Origin of the sequence: Prosthecobacter sp., assembly GCF_044227185.1 — a bacterium.
GTDB lineage: Bacteria > Verrucomicrobiota > Verrucomicrobiia > Verrucomicrobiales > Verrucomicrobiaceae > Prosthecobacter.
Map to the genome: position 1 here is coordinate 129261 of NZ_JBGAFO010000013.1, position 14432 is coordinate 143692.

A 14432-nucleotide genomic window follows, 5' to 3' on the forward strand; every position below is an offset into this window, starting at 1 on the left:
CTCTGTGAGCTACGAAGGGCGCGTCGCAGGGCAAGCTGAGGAAGAGGAGGAGTGATTTTTTGGAGGCGTGAGCGGAGGTGTTGGCGGGGGCGCAGTGATCGAGGACGAGTTCGAGTAGGAGGACGAGGACGATTAGGAGGAGGTGGTGGTGGACGAGATGGGGAGGGGGTGGTCGGCGGCTTGGGCGGCGGGTTCGTGGCGCCATTCGAGCATGCGCTGGCGGGCGGCGGCGGCGATTTCCTGGGGGGTGGCGTATTGGGGCGGGGTGGTGGGGACGGCGTGGGGGATTTGATCGCCGATGGCGTAGAGGCGGCTGATCTGATCGAGGGCTTTGAGGCGGAGGGCGATGAGGGCGGGGTTCTGGGGGCTGGCTGCGGGATCCTGGATGCCCGTTCTTCGCTGAAGCTCCGAAGGGCGGGCTGGATGCTGGATGCCGGATGGGGGGATGGTTTGAAGTTTGAGGTTTGAAGTTTCAAGTTGCGGGGGTGTGGGGCCTCCTTCGCTTAAGCTACGGAGCCCAGGCGGTGTGTGGGTGGGCGGGGCGTCAGTGGTCAGTGTGTCAGTGGGCGGTGTGTCGGTGGGTGGGGTGTCGGTGGGTGGGGTGGGGGGGGGGAGGTCGATGATGGGGGGCGGGGGGATGGTGGGGGCGGGGAGGGTGCCCTCGACGGTGGCCCAGAGCATGGAGGCGATGCGCTCGCGCAGGGCGGTGTAGTCGGCGGGGGTCTGGGGGGCGTTTTGATTGATCTGGTCCTGGAGGCGGCGCCAGTGGTTGGAGACGGCGCGGGGGCTGATCTGCAGGGTGCGGGCGACCTGGTGGAGGGGCTGGCCATGGCGGACGTGGAGGTCGAACACCTGCTGCCGCAAATACATGCCGAGGACGCGGCGGCGGAGGATGTGGCCGCGGGCGCCGGGGGGGAGGGGCGTGAGGTTGTGTTCGAGAGGGGACATGGTGATTTGTTCTCTGTTCTCGGTTCTTGGTTCTCTGTTCTTGGTTCTTGGTTCTTGGTTCTTGGTTCTTGGTTCTTGGTTCTTGGTTCTTGGTTCTTGGTTTGAGGGGTGGGGGGGCTTGGGGTGGCTCGAAAGCGGCGCTGAAGCGCCGCAGTCCGGGGACGCTGGCGCGGGAGTGGGCGCGGTGGGCGGGCTGGATGCCCGTTCTTCGCTGAAGCTACGAAGGGCGGGCTGGATGCGGTAGGATGGTAGGTTGTGGTATTCTGGGGTGGGTGATGGGGGATTTGGTGGGCGGGCTGTTTGCTGGCTGGCTGGCTGGCTTATTTTTTGCGGCTTGTGTTTGTGCCTGTGCTGCTGCTGCTGCGGTTTGTGCCTGTGTTTGTGTTTGCTCTGCTTTGCTTTGCTGGGGCTGTTTTGCTTTTTTCTATGGGTACGGGATTGGGATTTTGGGGTGGTTTTGCAAGTGGTTTATTTTTTTGTTTTTTTGCTTTTTGTTTTGTTCTCGGTTCTCGGTTCTCGGTTCTCGGTTCTCGGTTCTCGGTTGGGGGTGTGGTAGGGGATACCAGGGGGTGCTATGATGCTGGTGCTGGCGGGGCGGGCGGGGTGCTATGGGTGGCGATCCCTGTAGTCTGGGACTTCCTGGGGGATCTCGATCATCCAACTGCCGTCGCGCTTGAGGGGGGAGGGGATGCGGCGGGCGAGCTGTTTTTCGATCTCGCGGCGGTGGAGGTTGGCGTCGAGCATGGTCCAGGGGGCGCGCATCGTGGGTGGGGATGAGGGCGGTGGGCGTCTGCGCGCGGAGGTCATACAGGCGTGCGATCTGGGCGAGCGATTTGATCCGGATGGGCAGCATGGGAGGCGGCACCTTAGCATCCGGGTTCACTGCCTCCGTGTCGCCGCCGGGGTGCGAAGGCGTGGGCGGCGGGAGGGTTGCGTGTACCGTCCGCCACAGCATCATGCTGAGGCGTTCGCGCAGCGCCGCAAAGTCATCCGCACTGCGCGGGGAGAGGGTGGCCACGAGCCTCTGCAGCCGCCGCGAGTGATAGCTGACGTTTTTGACGCTGAGCCCCAGCGTGGGCACCACCTGCATGAGCGGCTGGAATTTCGCGGACGTGCGGCTTTACCCCCGGATCGGCTCCGTGCCTTCGCTCAGGATCGAAAGATACGCGTCGTATGAATACAGCCGGCCGTATCTGCCGCCAGTGACCTCCCGGACGAGCCCTGTGGCCTGCAGTCTTTGCAGCGTGGCTCCAGCCGTCATCGGAGAGAGGCCGGTGGTTTCTGCGGCCGGTGCGGCGGAGAGAATGGGGCTGCTTTGCAACTGCTCATGAATGCGCAGGACGGAGCCCGCCCCTTTTCCCAGCACGGAGAGTCTTTCCCGGTCCTCGCGAAAGAGCTGCAGCAGCCGTTTGGCGGTGCTCACGGCGAGGTCTGCCGTCTGCGCCACGCCTGTCGGGAAAGACTCCAGCCATTCCTCCCACACGCCAGTCATGCGCACCTGCTGCAGCAGGTCATAGTGGCGCTGGCGGTGGTGCTTGAAATACAGGCTGAGGTAGAGCATGGGCTGCTGCATCACGCCCTCGTCCACCGGCACGCCAGGGGCGCCATGAGCCTCAAACAGCACCAGATCTGAAAGGGAGGACTGTGTCCCCTCGATCTGGGAGGAAAGCACGGGCCTCTTTCCGCACATAGGCGTAGAGGAACTGGTGTGGGTCCGGCAGCACCGTGTCCGTGCCTCACCCCATCGCGGCAGCCTCGGCATTGATCCGCTCTTCCAAAGCATGCAGCGTCTCCAAAATAGCCGGCAGATTTGGAGCATCTCCCATGAACATCTCCTGCATGGCGGCGAAATCTCTTTCCAGCTCCGCCATTCGGTGCTCCGGCGGGATCAGCCGGAACGTCCCCGGCCGCGCCAGATCGTAACGCGCCGCTGCCCGCGCAAAGAACCGGTTTTTCCAGTCCACCACACGCTGCCGCGGCGCCGTGTTTGCCACCGCATCCTCCATGTACGCCGATCGCGCCAGCTCGGCCAGGTCCGCGTAATGGCGGGAATAGCGCGCCGGCATCGCTTTCGAAGGATCGCGATGATGCTCCGCGTGCAGGATCGTCGCCTTCTCCCAAAAGGCGCGCTCCACATTCAGCGCCACCACGTCGCAGCCCATCTCCCGCATCTCTCCCGTCATCGTCTCCGCCATCCATGGCTGCACTCTGTGTCGTCCTGTGGGGCGTTGGTCCGTCAGCGATCCAAATTCCAGCTTCACCGCCCGTCTGATGTAAGGGATGTCGTCTGGAAAGTCACAGGGGTAGCGAAAATAGAGCACGGGCGATCTGCTGTCCGCATCCTCCTCATATTCCAGCCACGCTTCATGGCCCGCGCGTTCACCCAGAATGCCCACGACGGCCTCATTGAGTTCCGGCATCAGCTCATCACGCACCCACGCGCCGCACAGTGCCTCCACCCTCTTCATGAAGTCATCCGTCTTCTTGCGCCCGCTCAAAGCCTCCACCTCCGCATCCCGGATGCCGAGCACCGCAGGATCCAGCGACAGGTCGATATCTTCGGAGAAACGATTGATGACACGAAACACCTTTGACAGCGCCGTCCCGCCTTTAAAAACAAAACGGCTGCCATTCTGCGCGCCGTCAAACAAAAGCCCCAGCAGCCAGCACACCCAGAAATCTTTTTCGATGATCGCCGCAGGCATGCGCCGCCGTGCTGCCGCTTCGGCAAAGGCCGCCGCGCGCATGGCGGCATCCGCCGTGGCCACCCGGTTCATGGCTTCGTTTTGCCTCCCGCTGCATCTGCTGCCAGGCGCCGCAGCACCGGGTGCATCCACGCCGGCGCCAGCGGCAGTTCCTTCAGCAGCACACGCCGGTCAGCCGCAGAAAGTTTACGCCGGATTTTTGCCAGTTGATCCGTGCTGATGTGCTCCTTCCCCAGCACACGAAAAGCTGAGACGATCATTCCCGTCGGCCGTTCCGACATTGACATCTGCCGCGCTGAGCGATGCCGCAGCTCCACCTCCTGTCCGGCGATCCGCAGCTTCCGTGACCTCCCGTCCGTTTCATAAATGATCTTGCCGGGCACCTGTTCAGACAGTCCCAGCAAATTCGCCGCCGCAGCCCCCGTCGGCCGCAGCTTGATGCCCTCACGCCTCGCCACCGCCACCGCCGCATCCTCCGCCTTCGGCGTTAATTTTCCAAACCACGGATGGCTGCGCGGCAGATCATACAGCCCGCGCGCCACCCGCCTCAATTTCCCCGCCTTCGTCAGCCTGGACAAAGCCGTGTCCACCGCCGCCCGCGATCCCAGATCAAGAAAATGCATCGGAGAAAATGCCCGAGCACTCCTCGTCGCACGTATCCTCCTAATCATCTTTGAATCAATGCTTTGCATTTTAATTTTTTGAGTCATTTTGTCAGAAATAACCACCTAAATTTCTGACAGAAGTTTTCTTTGAATGCACTCAGTTGTCAATGTCCAATATTTGACTGGGTGCCGCCAGCCCACATCCTCTTTTGATCAGCCTCACGTATGAGCGATTCCTCGCATGTCCCTTGGCAAAACACCGCTTCTCTAACTTGCGGATTATCCCCCGGAGAGCAATTTGCCAATAGCATTGCAATCACCCCATGCCGCCGGAGCCCAAACCACCAAAACGCTCATGCCTTACGAGGAGCTTCGCCGGAGCTTCTCCGAAGGGCGGCCGCAGATGTTGCAGCAGCAGGGCCCGGTCACCCAGGAGATGATCCGGCGTCTGCAGGACAGTCGGAATTACGCGCACTCGCCGCTTTCGGCCGCTCAGCGGGGTGATGGTGGACTGGAACCATGTGCGCCAACTTCTGACCCAGGAGGCCCTTTAAGCCTTAGATCTCTACTGAGAGAACTGCATAGCAAGGGGGGGCGCAGAAGGCCGCCGTTTTTTGTAAGGTCGCTGCTGGGAGTACAGCGACTCAATTGCCAGGCAGCCAGACAAAGTCCAGATCCTCACGTTGCTGCGGGGTTAGTTTACTCATGCAGCCTGCGATCTTCCCTTGTACGCCGCAGGGAGTTTTAGAACTCGTATAGGACGATGCCTCTAAAGACAGAGCGGTTGCCATGACCATGCGCGCAAAGCGCTTTTTTTGAAAATCATCCCAATCCACATCCTTGGAGACATGATTTTTACTGAGCCGATCCAACCACTTCAGCCAGTTCATGAACTCCAGTTGGAAGTGCGGAGATGGAAACCCCTCCCAGCAAACTTTTTCCCACTGGCCATTGACTTTGAATTTCAACTGCTCAAAAAGCTCAGGCAGTGCCAGCAGTAAAAATCGCACGTGCCAGACACGTTTTTCGTGGTCTGTGGTAGGTAGTGCCTCACGTCGTGAGGCTGGCTTACCCAGAGGCTTGAAACCAAAGAAGGGATTCAGGCAGCCAGTCACGAGAAACGCAGCTACCCGTTTAAAAGGGCCGGGAGGTCTGGCAAAGTAAAAGGGGGTTTCGTCAAAGAGTCTCGAAGCCGTACTACAGCTGTCGTTCAAATCGTGCGCAGATACCACCAGTTTGAATCCGTAAAGTTCATGGTGATCCACATTCCACCAAGCAGCGATTCGCTTGCTGGCCTCTAATGCGATTTGGTAATCTTCTTTTTGATACCCCTTTTGAGCGCTAAACAACCCCATAACTTAACAAGCGCGTAAAAGTGGGGTGTAAAGAGTTATCGAATGGCGGAAGCCATCTCGGTCAGTCTCTTGAGGTTCGCTTTGAACACGCGTTCACAATCCTCGTTGGTGACATCGGTGTCGATGTCTGATTCAGGATTGGGCACATCAAACAAGACAGAGCTGTCTTGTGGCTCGTCGAGTCTTTCCAGAACGACATCAGTGCCAATGTCTGTTTGGGTTACGTAACTCATGGGATAGGGTAGGCGGATATAAAGTGTGAATCCTCTCCGCTATGCGAAAACAACAGCCGTTATAAAAAATATATACCGCCGTTGTGTTGACACAACAAAGAAGGGAATTTTCATTTATTAGTCTTCCTGCAACTAAAAGTCCACTTTATTTCCGAAAAAATTTATTGACTCTATTTAATTTCAGTCCAGTCAAAATGTGATTCTCTTTATTAAAGTCACACATTCTGAGATGTTTAAGCGCTTTAAAATCCTGTGAGACTGGCGCATCGAGATGTCACTCAAGAAATTGCAACTAGTTGCAATTTTCAGCGAAAAATGCCCAATTCTTTTTCTCCCATCTATGGCATAAATCATTGGTAATAAGAAGAATGTGTTTTCTATCGGATCTCAGTCACCACGCTGCGATTTTACAGAGCGGGTGCCGGGGCAGTTTGCACGCCGTGCAAATCCTGCCCGACGTGGTTCGGGAGCAAGAAGGCGCACCCAAAATCAGAGGAGACACGTTTTTTGGCTGGACCAATTGACTTTGAATCCCAATCATAGCTAACACATCAGAAAATGAATGTGTGATCCGAACCTTTCAAATTGAACTCATATGAACACCCTTTTTGTTTTTCTGCTGGTTGGACTGGGGCTGTGTGTAGTTGGACTGGTAGTTGCGGACTCGGTGGACTTTTTAGAGCGCTTGAAAAAGCAGAAGGGTTCAAAGCCAGAGCGAAGCCAAAAATGAGTTGAAGCACGAATGTTGCTTTGAAGGCCACCCGATAGGAGAGAAGATGCCAGAGGCCATGTTTATTGCGCTTGCGATCTTCCAGCATGAGCTTGATTTTGCCTTCAAAAGCTGGGGATGATTCGATCTCCGTAAGGGCATCCACCGCAACTTGGAGCATCCGACAACTGCGGCTGTCAATGGCCCAGAAAATGACGGCCGCGCAGATGTGCGCAAAACCAATGAGGCAGAAGTCGTGCCTGGGGAGGTCACTTCGTACCAAGTTGCTGATGGTTCCTCCAAAGGCGGCAAGCAGCACAATGATGTAAAAATTGAAGGTTTTGATACGCTGATCGGCAATGAGGGCGAAGTGCTTCCAGGCGTAGTCAAAGCGTTCTTTGTCCGTGATCGACGGAGGCTTTTTGGAGCAGGATTTTCTAGCTGGGTATCGTTTCATCGTTTGTGCGGCAAATTTTGATAAATAAGGCTGAGGCCTATTTGCACGGCGTGCAAAATTTCTTGGTGAACGTGTAGCCCCTTGACCCAAGCCTGAATCAACCAGGCACACTTGTGCCTGGTTGACCAGACCTGCTTCACGGAAGCCGATTTTCCGATTCCTAGACCGGTTTCTTGCCACTTGGCTGGAGGATTAAACGAGGGTGTTCGCCCTCACGGATTTACTCCTCCACCCAGAGAGGAAAGACTCGGCCGCGTGTCGGATAGATGCGCCTGCCCGTTTTTGGGCAAGTGATCCAAGGACGGAAGATGAGCCTTTTCCCCGGTCTGGGAGGCAACGGGAACAACAGAGGTTGCTTCATGGCCTTATAAAAAGGTGGCGCTGATGCCCGCCCTAAAGACGGCCATTGACATGAGTACGCTAAAAGGTACAATTCCGTACACCTTGGGATTGTGACTTTGCTACTCTGCCCCGCATCAGCGGACATGGGGACTTGGTTTCAGTTCGAGTACCGGTCCGGCCCCTGTTTGTACCAGGGGTCGGGCCTTTTTGTTTACTGCGAGGGGAGGTGACTCGTCTTCATCCTCGCTGTCTGGGTAATTTCATGGAGGTGATGTGGTTTAGGGGGGGGGGGGCTTGATGTTGGAGCTCTGATTGTGCCTTGGTGAGCAATTCACGATGCGGTTGTGGTAAAGTCTCAAAGCATCGCTGCGATTATTTTCACCCAGCGACGTCATCAACAATCATGCTGACCTCAAGCCACTTGCAGATTCGTTGCAGTTCAGCTTGGGATACTGAGATTGGAGCTGTCATGACGAATTTTCGCTGTTTATGGCGATCAAGAAACAATGTATGAGTCTGAGTTTCGGGATCGTCCGCTTCCACTGGCCCGGGCTCGCTGCTGCTGCTGCTTGACCTAGCGGGATTTGCTGGAAGTGAGGATGCGCGCACGATTCCGTCTGGAAGCATCAATCCTGCGAAGCGGAGTGAGTCTGCCAACACCTCTGCGCAGCGCTTGGCGCATGGCTTTGTTAGACCGTACTCTCGTTCAATGTCATTTGTGACCAATTCCAAATTGAGCCGTCTGCCCGACAACCGGCTTACCCATTGAGCATAATACTGATGGCTCAACGCTGCCTGAGCCAGTGCCTCCTCCTTGCTTCCCTCCTGCGTTGGCTGAAGGATGTCCCTGGCTCGAACCGTCAAATCAGCGCCGTTCGAGACGATAAGGCCAAAGTGCCTGCCCGCTACAAGTCGCCGGTAAAAAGGTGTAGAACTCGAGGTTTTATAGCCGAATGCCCGCGCCACATCATCTACCTTGGCCATTTCCAAGCCGTCAGCATGAATCTTGGAAATCACTCGAACGATTTCTTCCAAATCAAACATAGGAAGCTCGATGGTTGATTCCTTCTTACCATTTGCCGTTTTAGCTGGCTCGTCGGCGGCTTCCGGCTTTGGAGAAGCCTCTGGAGACGAGTGGGGCGCGGTTGGTGGTGGGGTAGTGGAGAGGTTGAGAGGCTGGGGGCAGTCCTCTCCTGGCCCACCTTCGTGCATGGTGTCATCACTCATGCAGGAGTCATATGTGAGACGGTCATGAGTGTCAAAAACAAATATATGATTTTTCGCGAGTCGAAAAGCGTTGATTGTTTTGCCCTTTTCACATCACCGATCCCAAAAATCCCCGACCTCCTGCGGCACCTCCACCATCCAACTGCCGTCGCGTTTGAGGCGGGAGGCGATGCGGCCGTCGAGCTGCCTTTCGATTTCGCGGCGGTAGAGGTTGGCGTCGAGGAGGGTCCAGCGTTGGGAGCGGAGCTGGAGGAGTTCGGCGATGCGGCTGCGGGTGACGGCGCCGGCGCCGCGGTGATCGAGCGCGGCGCCGCTGCCGATGTCTTCGATGTAGATGAGGTCGTAGCGGGCGTAGTCCTGAGGGGCGCGGTAGTCGGTGAGATCGAGGGTGGGGATGAGGTGGGCGAGCTGGGGGCTGCGCTGGCCGGTGGGGGTGGGGATCTTCCACAGGCCGCGGGTGGCGGCGCTTTGCAGGCAGGCGAGTGCCTGCTTCAGCACATGCGTCTTGCCCACGCCCGAAGGTCCCAGCAGGGACAGCCAGCGCTTCGGTGGCTCGCGCCGGATCACCGCGCTGCAAAATGCCTGCACGGCCGGCAGCACGGCGCTCAAGCCCGGATGATACACCTCAAACCGCCAGGGCCACTCCGCTACGTGCGGGTGGATTTGGATTTCTGGCGGTGCATCAGGGGCTGCGAGCGCGCGATCATGGCGCAGGAGGTGGGCGGGGGTTTGCATCGTTGGAGCAGAGTTACAGGTTTAAAGTGGGAAGTGGAAAGCCGGGGGCTGTATGGCTGACTGCGCATGCCCGGCGCCGCAGGGGGGGGGCCGACTTGAGGCGGCTGAGGTGCGCGTGGCGCTGGCGTGCGGTGTCGGTGAGAGTGTGCGAGGGCGTGACGCGCTCGTGTGAGCGCTGATTCCGCCTAAAGGCGGTAGGACAAAACACGCCGTGGATGCGGCGGAGTGCCGCGGGGTGTTCGTTTGCGGGAGGGGCCGTGTTGCAGACCCTGCAGGCCCACTGCCGAAGCCGCCCCGCCACAGTTTGGAAAGATCGTAAATCATCAATCATCCATCATGAATGCCCCCCTCACCCATATCTCCCCGGCGCGTTTGCAGGATCACTCCGCACCGGCGCCGCATGAGCATGGGCTGAAGAGGGCCCGTGCAGCCGCGTCGCGCGCTGGTGATCATTCGCCCGCCACTTCTGCCACCACGCTGCGAGCGCATGCTGCGGGCGCATCACCGCATTCCCATCGCGATCGGTCCAGCGGCCCAGCAGGGAAAGCGGCCGCGCCTCGTGCTCGTGCCACCAGATCTCCGCCTTGTCCGGCGGGCAGCCGATCACCTTTGCCCACGCCTGGACCATGGGCAGGCTCGGCGTCTCTGTGCAGGCAGTTTTTGATGCAGCGGAGTTTTTTGCGGCCTTAACCTCTGCTGCTGCTAGGGCCGCGGCGTGATCCTCGGCAGCGGGAGCTGCGGCAGGCTCTGCGGCCTTGCGCGCGCCTGCGCCTGTGCTCGCGTTGTTTGCGTCCTCTGGTGCCGGGGTGGGCGGTGAGCGGTGGGTGGTGGGTGGTGGGCATTCATCATGCAAAGCCTGCGCCCTGCTTGCCGTCTGCATGGCAGATGCTTGTGCCGTGCTTGCAGCGTGCATGGCAGATGCTTGTGCATGGCTTGTGGAGGACTTGTCCGCCCATCTTCCAGCCGCCATCTTGCGCCCCTTTTCAGCCGCCCGCGCGATCCTCTCCCGCTGCTCCGCCCGTATCACCTCCAGCCGCTGGTTGCGGCGCTTCCCGTCCTCACCCTGGGGGAGTTTTGCGAGGACGGTTTCGGTGACGCCTTTGCCGGCGAGGCGCTTCAGGGCTGGGAGGTCCGCAGGGAGGCCGGTGTCTCCGAGGAGCCACTGGTGGCAGAGGAGGCGGAGGTAGGAGAGCTGCTCGGCATCGCTCATGGCGGCGACGCCGACGAGCCAGCGCTCGGGGAAGAAGTCGAAGGCGGGGGCGTCGCGCACGGGCGGCGTAGCGCCTCCTCCGGAGGGCGGGTGGGGTGGTTTCATGAGGTGGTAGGGGATGGTGGGATGTGGTGGGCAGTAATCAGTAGGCAGTAGGCAGATTCGGCGGGGCCTGGGCATGGTGAGGCGGGCCGTGGACGGGGGCGGGGCACGGGCTGTGGGCGCGGCTGCACCCACGGCCAGGCAGGGGGACGGGGATGGGGACGGAGCGGGGGGAATGGGTGGTGAAAAGAATCAAGGGCTCATGGGGACGGGGGGGCGGGGTTTTGGGGGTTGCGCGGGGGGCGGCTGCGGCGGGGGCGGGGCTTTTGCAGGCGGCTGTTGTGGCGGTTGCGGTCGCTGAGGTCCTGGAGCTTTTGCCTGAGGGCGGGGCCTTCGAGGCGGGAGCAGGATTTGTGGCCGCGGAGCATGCCGCGCTTGAGGAGGGCGAAGTTGAGCTTTTGCGTGGCTTCATCGTGGCCGGGGACGTCCTGCCAGGTGATGCCGCGCCAGGGCGGGCCGGGTGGTGACTCGCGCTGCTGCTGCTGCTGCGGTTGTTGTTGTGGTGGCGGTGGCGGTCGCGGTACCTGTTGTGCCTGCGGCGGTGGGTGCTGTGATTGCGGGGGTGGGGGCTGCCGTTGTTCTTGCCCTTGCCGGAGTGAGATACCATGTTCTGGTGGTGATGGCGGCGGCGAGGAGGAGGCGGAGGAGGCGGAGGAGGCGCGGTGGCAGCGGGCGGCGAGTGCGGCGGCGTGGCGCAGCTCCATGACGTCCACCGGCGGCGATGGAGGGGTGGGAGGAGCCTGGGGTGGTGTTGCCGCGGGAGGCTTTGCGGCGGGGGGGTGGGGTGGGCGCTGGGGATCGTAGATGAAGAGGTTGCCGCGGGGATCCACCCGGAGCGTGAGCCCGCGGCGGACGAGGTCATGGAGAACGTCGGTGAGGGTGATCATGGGCGGGTGGGGCTGGATGCTGGATGCTGGATGCTGGATGCTGGATGCTGGATGCTGGATTTGGCGGGCTGTGAGGTGGGCGTGTTCTACGTGGAACCGGGGTGCCGAGGAAACGTACTGCACCGGGCAGTTGGATATGGTATAAAATACCAGTGGATGGACGCGCTAAGCGGCGCGGGCGGAGCGGAGGTCGGCGGCGTCCATGCGAGCGATGCGGCGGCGGGTGCCTTCGGGGAGCTCGGCGCCGAAGCGCTCCTGCACGTAGGCCTCGGCCTCCTCCCAGAGGCCGGCGGCGAGGTGCTCGCTGACGGATTCTCCGCGCACGAAGATGTCATTGAGGCTGTCTTCGGTGTGGTCGAGCTCGAGGGGGAAGTGGCCGGGCCAGGGGGCGAGCTCGCCGGCGATGTCTCCTTTGAACTGGGGGTGGCGCACGGTGTCGAGGGCGGCGTGCACCTTGTCCGTCTGCTCCTGCAGGGCGCAGGCCAGGCGGTGCAGCTCGGTGGCCAGGGGATTGCTGCCGTGGCCGTCGGGCTTGAGGACGTGGAGGAGGACGTCGATGTCGTGGGTTTTCATGGGGTGGTTCTCGGTTCGCTGTTCTCTGTTCGCTGTTCTCGGTTCTCGGTTCTCGGTTCTCGGTTCTCGGTTCTCGGTTCTCGGTTCTCGGTTTGAGGTTTGAGGTTTGAGGTTTGAGGGCGTGGTGGAGCGGTGCGCACGGTGTGGGGGCGCCTGTTTTGGAAAGGGGGAGGGTGCTGTGACGTGGGTGTTCTACCAGGATGTGGTATTCGTGGAAACGGGGTCAGGGGGAGGGGAGGTGGAGGGCGAGCCAGCCGCAGAGGGCGGAGAGGAGGAGGATGAGGAGGCAGAGCTCGGCGAGGCCGCGGAGGAGGTCTGGGTCCACGGCGCCGCGGTGGTGGCGGCGGAAGGGGACTCTGACTCTGCGGTGGCCGCCGCCGCGCCGCAGGCGGGTGATTTCGAGGTGGTTCTGCCAGGCGCGCCAGCCGAGTGCGAGGAGGCCAACGGCGAGCAGGAGGATGAGGAGGCAGGCGGCGGCGCTGATCATGAGCTGTGGCGGGCGACGAGGTTCTGAATGCTGCGGGCCGCGGCGCGGCGCTCCGCGGGGCGGATCTCGCGCTCGGCCACGAGGAAGTCCGCCATGCTGCCGGGGGTGTGGCCTTTTTCCGCCATGGCCAGGAAGAGCGGGAGCAGCGGGCGAAAGCGCCCGGGCCGCTGCGGGGGCAGGGACTGCGCGGCTTTGCGCAGAAGTTCGGAGAGGGGCTGTTTCATGCTGGTTTGTGGTGGATTGTGGTTGTTTGTAGGACGAAAGGGCGTGGGGGGCTGGCTGGGGGCTTGTTTTTCTGTTCTCTGTTCTCTGTTCTCGGTTCTCGGTTCTCGGTTCTCGGTTCTCGGTTCTCGGTTCTCGGTTCTCGGTTCTCGGTTCTCGGTTCAGGGTTGGGGGCTTTGCGGGGTGGGGGCGCAGGGGACGACTGGGGTTCCGGGGGTGGGATGAGGCTGCGGGCAGCCGGGGGCGGTGGAGGAACGGCAGGCGGTGCAGGGGCTGCTTTTGACGGGGACGCTGGAGGTGCAGGGCTTTCTGCGGGCTATGGGGCGTGATGTGGGCGCGGGGGATTGCGCCAGGGGCGGCGTCATGGCCGCCCCTGGCGCTCCCACCTTTCCCACGGCGCTGCATCCCGGCAGCGCCGAAGTTCTGAGCGCTCCTGCCGCCGGCGGCTGGCTCTCTTTCTGTGCCTGCGCCTGTGCATGCTCCTGTGCATGCTCCTGTGCATGCTCCTGCTGCGGGGCGCGTGCATGCGCGTGCGCGTGCGCGGCGGTGGCAGAGGAGGCGGCGGCGGGGCCCGGGGGCACGGGGAGGTCTCCCTGCAGCGCGCGGTCAAAGAGGTGCCGGCACTGGCCGGCGAGGGTGCGGTTGTTTGACACGGCCAGGGCGACGAGGCGCTGGTAGGTGTCTTCATGGATGTAGGCTCCTGCGAGTTTCATGGGTGCTGCGGATGCTTTTTTGCGGGTGCTGCTGCTTCTGCAGCCGGCTGCTGCGGGTGATAATCACCCAATGTGCCATGGTGGTAATCACCGTCAAAACAAATCTGTTGCTTTAATTATGGCAGGGGTGATTGTGGGTGTTAATCACCGGGGGCTCCCCCGCCTGTTTTTTTCGTATTTATATTTCAAACTTTCATCACCATGCCCAACCAACGACAAAGTGGAACCAAGCTCGCCGGTGCCTACATCAGCGCCGAAAAGGACGAAGCCCTGGCGCGGCTGGCGGCCGAGAAGGGCTACACCAACAAGGCGGACTTTCTGCGCGCCCTGTATGATGCAGCCCTGGCGGAGGTCAAACAAAGCCCCAGGAAGGCCCGCAAGGCGGCAAAACCGGGGCGGAAGAAGTAGGAGCAGGCGCGCCGCCGGACTGGCCGCGCGGAGCCACGGTGTGGCTCTGCAGGCGGGTGTGGCGCTGGCGCTGGCTGTGGCCGCTGCTGTTCGTTTCTGTGGAGTTGCTGTTCACGTGAACAAAATAGCGATTAAAATCTGATGACGCAACCCGCCGCCTGTATTACAACCCTGTGTGAATAACTCCTATGGCCGCCTCCCGCACTAAAACCTTTCGGCTCAGTCATTCTCTGGCGGATGCTTTGGAACTCAGATCCAAGGAATTAGGCTACGCCAGCGCCACGGCGCTGGTGGAAGCCCTGGCCCGCTACGACTGCCTCTGCCGCTCCGGCCACGGCGTGACCAAACAGTGGGCGGAGCTGACGCCGGTGCAGCAGGATGAACTGGACGCCCGCCTGCTGGGCCGCGTGCTGAAGAAGCAGGGGATGAACGCGGCGCAGGCGGCGAAGGTGGACTGGCGGATGCTATGAGGGGGAAAGAACTCGCGTGCAGTTGAGAGTCAGATAATCCGCGC

At 60.8% G+C, this 14432-nt stretch carries 18 protein-coding genes; 2 read left to right on the plus strand and 16 right to left on the minus strand.

Features of this window, described 5'->3' with window-relative positions; all coding sequences use genetic code 11:
* Positions 1-132: 132 nt before the first annotated feature.
* From ACILSQ_RS26075 to ACILSQ_RS26150, 16 genes are all read right to left on the minus strand, one after another.
* The gene (locus ACILSQ_RS26075; protein ID WP_395746622.1) at positions 133-948 is read right to left on the minus strand and encodes a hypothetical protein; all 816 of its coding nucleotides are present in this window, start codon (positions 946-948) and stop codon (positions 133-135) included.
* 606 nt (positions 949-1554) lie between these two features.
* Positions 1555-1710 (minus strand): hypothetical protein, encoded by a 156-nt coding sequence (locus tag ACILSQ_RS26080; RefSeq protein WP_395746623.1) that lies wholly within the window; start codon positions 1708-1710, stop codon positions 1555-1557.
* A gap of 358 nt (positions 1711-2068) precedes the next feature.
* Positions 2069-2620, minus strand: a complete 552-nt coding sequence (locus ACILSQ_RS26085; RefSeq protein WP_395746624.1) for a hypothetical protein — start codon at positions 2618-2620, stop codon at positions 2069-2071.
* A gap of 64 nt (positions 2621-2684) precedes the next feature.
* A complete protein-coding gene (locus ACILSQ_RS26090) occupies positions 2685-3725 on the minus strand; it encodes a nucleotidyl transferase AbiEii/AbiGii toxin family protein (RefSeq protein ID WP_395746625.1) in 1041 nt (346 codons plus the stop codon).
* Positions 3722-4363 (minus strand): DUF6088 family protein, encoded by a 642-nt coding sequence (locus tag ACILSQ_RS26095; RefSeq protein WP_395746626.1) that lies wholly within the window; start codon positions 4361-4363, stop codon positions 3722-3724. The genes ACILSQ_RS26090 and ACILSQ_RS26095 overlap by 4 nt, the downstream gene beginning before the upstream one ends.
* A 539-nt stretch (positions 4364-4902) precedes the next feature.
* Positions 4903-5613 (minus strand): hypothetical protein, encoded by a 711-nt coding sequence (locus tag ACILSQ_RS26100; protein ID WP_395746627.1) that lies wholly within the window; start codon positions 5611-5613, stop codon positions 4903-4905.
* 35 nt (positions 5614-5648) lie between these two features.
* Positions 5649-5846: a hypothetical protein gene (locus ACILSQ_RS26105; RefSeq protein WP_395746628.1), complete on the minus strand. Its 198-nt coding sequence runs from the start codon at positions 5844-5846 to the stop codon at positions 5649-5651.
* A gap of 551 nt (positions 5847-6397) precedes the next feature.
* Positions 6398-7012, minus strand: coding sequence for a hypothetical protein (locus ACILSQ_RS26110; protein WP_395746629.1), 615 nt, complete (start codon positions 7010-7012; stop codon positions 6398-6400).
* 720 nt (positions 7013-7732) lie between these two features.
* Positions 7733-8581, minus strand: coding sequence for a hypothetical protein (locus ACILSQ_RS26115; RefSeq protein ID WP_395746630.1), 849 nt, complete (start codon positions 8579-8581; stop codon positions 7733-7735).
* A 93-nt stretch (positions 8582-8674) separates the two neighbouring features.
* Positions 8675-9316: a hypothetical protein gene (locus ACILSQ_RS26120; protein ID WP_395746631.1), complete on the minus strand. Its 642-nt coding sequence runs from the start codon at positions 9314-9316 to the stop codon at positions 8675-8677.
* 349 nt (positions 9317-9665) lie between these two features.
* On the minus strand, positions 9666-10631 hold the full coding sequence (locus ACILSQ_RS26125) for a hypothetical protein (RefSeq protein ID WP_395746632.1): 966 nt from the start codon (positions 10629-10631) through the stop codon (positions 9666-9668).
* A gap of 197 nt (positions 10632-10828) precedes the next feature.
* On the minus strand, positions 10829-11515 hold the full coding sequence (locus tag ACILSQ_RS26130; protein WP_395746633.1) for a hypothetical protein: 687 nt from the start codon (positions 11513-11515) through the stop codon (positions 10829-10831).
* 165 nt (positions 11516-11680) lie between these two features.
* Positions 11681-12088, minus strand: a complete 408-nt coding sequence (locus tag ACILSQ_RS26135; protein WP_395746634.1) for a hypothetical protein — start codon at positions 12086-12088, stop codon at positions 11681-11683.
* Between the two features lie 223 nt (positions 12089-12311).
* Complete coding sequence (locus ACILSQ_RS26140) at positions 12312-12575, minus strand: hypothetical protein (RefSeq protein ID WP_395746635.1); 264 nt, start codon at positions 12573-12575, stop codon at positions 12312-12314.
* Positions 12572-12799 carry a hypothetical protein gene (locus ACILSQ_RS26145; protein ID WP_395746636.1) on the minus strand — a complete coding sequence of 76 codons (228 nt, stop codon included), beginning with the start codon at positions 12797-12799 and terminating at the stop codon, positions 12572-12574. The genes ACILSQ_RS26140 and ACILSQ_RS26145 overlap by 4 nt, the downstream gene beginning before the upstream one ends.
* Positions 12800-12958: 159 nt before the next feature.
* A complete protein-coding gene (locus ACILSQ_RS26150; RefSeq protein ID WP_395746637.1) occupies positions 12959-13510 on the minus strand; it encodes a hypothetical protein in 552 nt (183 codons plus the stop codon).
* A gap of 201 nt (positions 13511-13711) precedes the next feature.
* On the opposite strand from ACILSQ_RS26150, the gene ACILSQ_RS26155 reads away from it, so the two are divergent.
* On the plus strand, positions 13712-13918 hold the full coding sequence (locus ACILSQ_RS26155; protein ID WP_395746638.1) for a hypothetical protein: 207 nt from the start codon (positions 13712-13714) through the stop codon (positions 13916-13918).
* Between the two features lie 188 nt (positions 13919-14106).
* A complete protein-coding gene (locus tag ACILSQ_RS26160; protein WP_395746639.1) occupies positions 14107-14388 on the plus strand; it encodes a hypothetical protein in 282 nt (93 codons plus the stop codon).
* Positions 14389-14432 lie beyond the last annotated feature (44 nt).

Excerpts from the sequence above, each read along its gene's own strand:
- ACILSQ_RS26155 (WP_395746638.1), top strand. The coding sequence starts at position 13,712 with ATGCCCAACCAACGACAAAGTGGAACCAAGCTCGCCGGTGCCTACATC.
- ACILSQ_RS26130 (WP_395746633.1), bottom strand. The coding sequence starts at position 11,515 with ATGATCACCCTCACCGACGTTCTCCATGACCTCGTCCGCCGCGGGCTC.
- ACILSQ_RS26115 (WP_395746630.1), bottom strand. The coding sequence starts at position 8,581 with ATGAGTGATGACACCATGCACGAAGGTGGGCCAGGAGAGGACTGCCCC.
- ACILSQ_RS26090 (WP_395746625.1), bottom strand. The coding sequence starts at position 3,725 with ATGAACCGGGTGGCCACGGCGGATGCCGCCATGCGCGCGGCGGCCTTT.
- ACILSQ_RS26120 (WP_395746631.1), bottom strand. The coding sequence starts at position 9,316 with ATGCAAACCCCCGCCCACCTCCTGCGCCATGATCGCGCGCTCGCAGCC.
- ACILSQ_RS26135 (WP_395746634.1), bottom strand. The coding sequence starts at position 12,088 with ATGAAAACCCACGACATCGACGTCCTCCTCCACGTCCTCAAGCCCGAC.
- ACILSQ_RS26095 (WP_395746626.1), bottom strand. The coding sequence starts at position 4,363 with ATGACTCAAAAAATTAAAATGCAAAGCATTGATTCAAAGATGATTAGG.
- ACILSQ_RS26150 (WP_395746637.1), bottom strand. The coding sequence starts at position 13,510 with ATGAAACTCGCAGGAGCCTACATCCATGAAGACACCTACCAGCGCCTC.
- ACILSQ_RS26110 (WP_395746629.1), bottom strand. The coding sequence starts at position 7,012 with ATGAAACGATACCCAGCTAGAAAATCCTGCTCCAAAAAGCCTCCGTCG.
- ACILSQ_RS26140 (WP_395746635.1), bottom strand. The coding sequence starts at position 12,575 with ATGATCAGCGCCGCCGCCTGCCTCCTCATCCTCCTGCTCGCCGTTGGC.
- ACILSQ_RS26075 (WP_395746622.1), bottom strand. The coding sequence starts at position 948 with ATGTCCCCTCTCGAACACAACCTCACGCCCCTCCCCCCCGGCGCCCGC.
- ACILSQ_RS26160 (WP_395746639.1), top strand. The coding sequence starts at position 14,107 with ATGGCCGCCTCCCGCACTAAAACCTTTCGGCTCAGTCATTCTCTGGCG.
- ACILSQ_RS26145 (WP_395746636.1), bottom strand. The coding sequence starts at position 12,799 with ATGAAACAGCCCCTCTCCGAACTTCTGCGCAAAGCCGCGCAGTCCCTG.
- ACILSQ_RS26080 (WP_395746623.1), bottom strand. The coding sequence starts at position 1,710 with ATGCGCGCCCCCTGGACCATGCTCGACGCCAACCTCCACCGCCGCGAG.
- ACILSQ_RS26100 (WP_395746627.1), bottom strand. The coding sequence starts at position 5,613 with ATGGGGTTGTTTAGCGCTCAAAAGGGGTATCAAAAAGAAGATTACCAA.
- ACILSQ_RS26125 (WP_395746632.1), bottom strand. The coding sequence starts at position 10,631 with ATGAAACCACCCCACCCGCCCTCCGGAGGAGGCGCTACGCCGCCCGTG.
- ACILSQ_RS26105 (WP_395746628.1), bottom strand. The coding sequence starts at position 5,846 with ATGAGTTACGTAACCCAAACAGACATTGGCACTGATGTCGTTCTGGAA.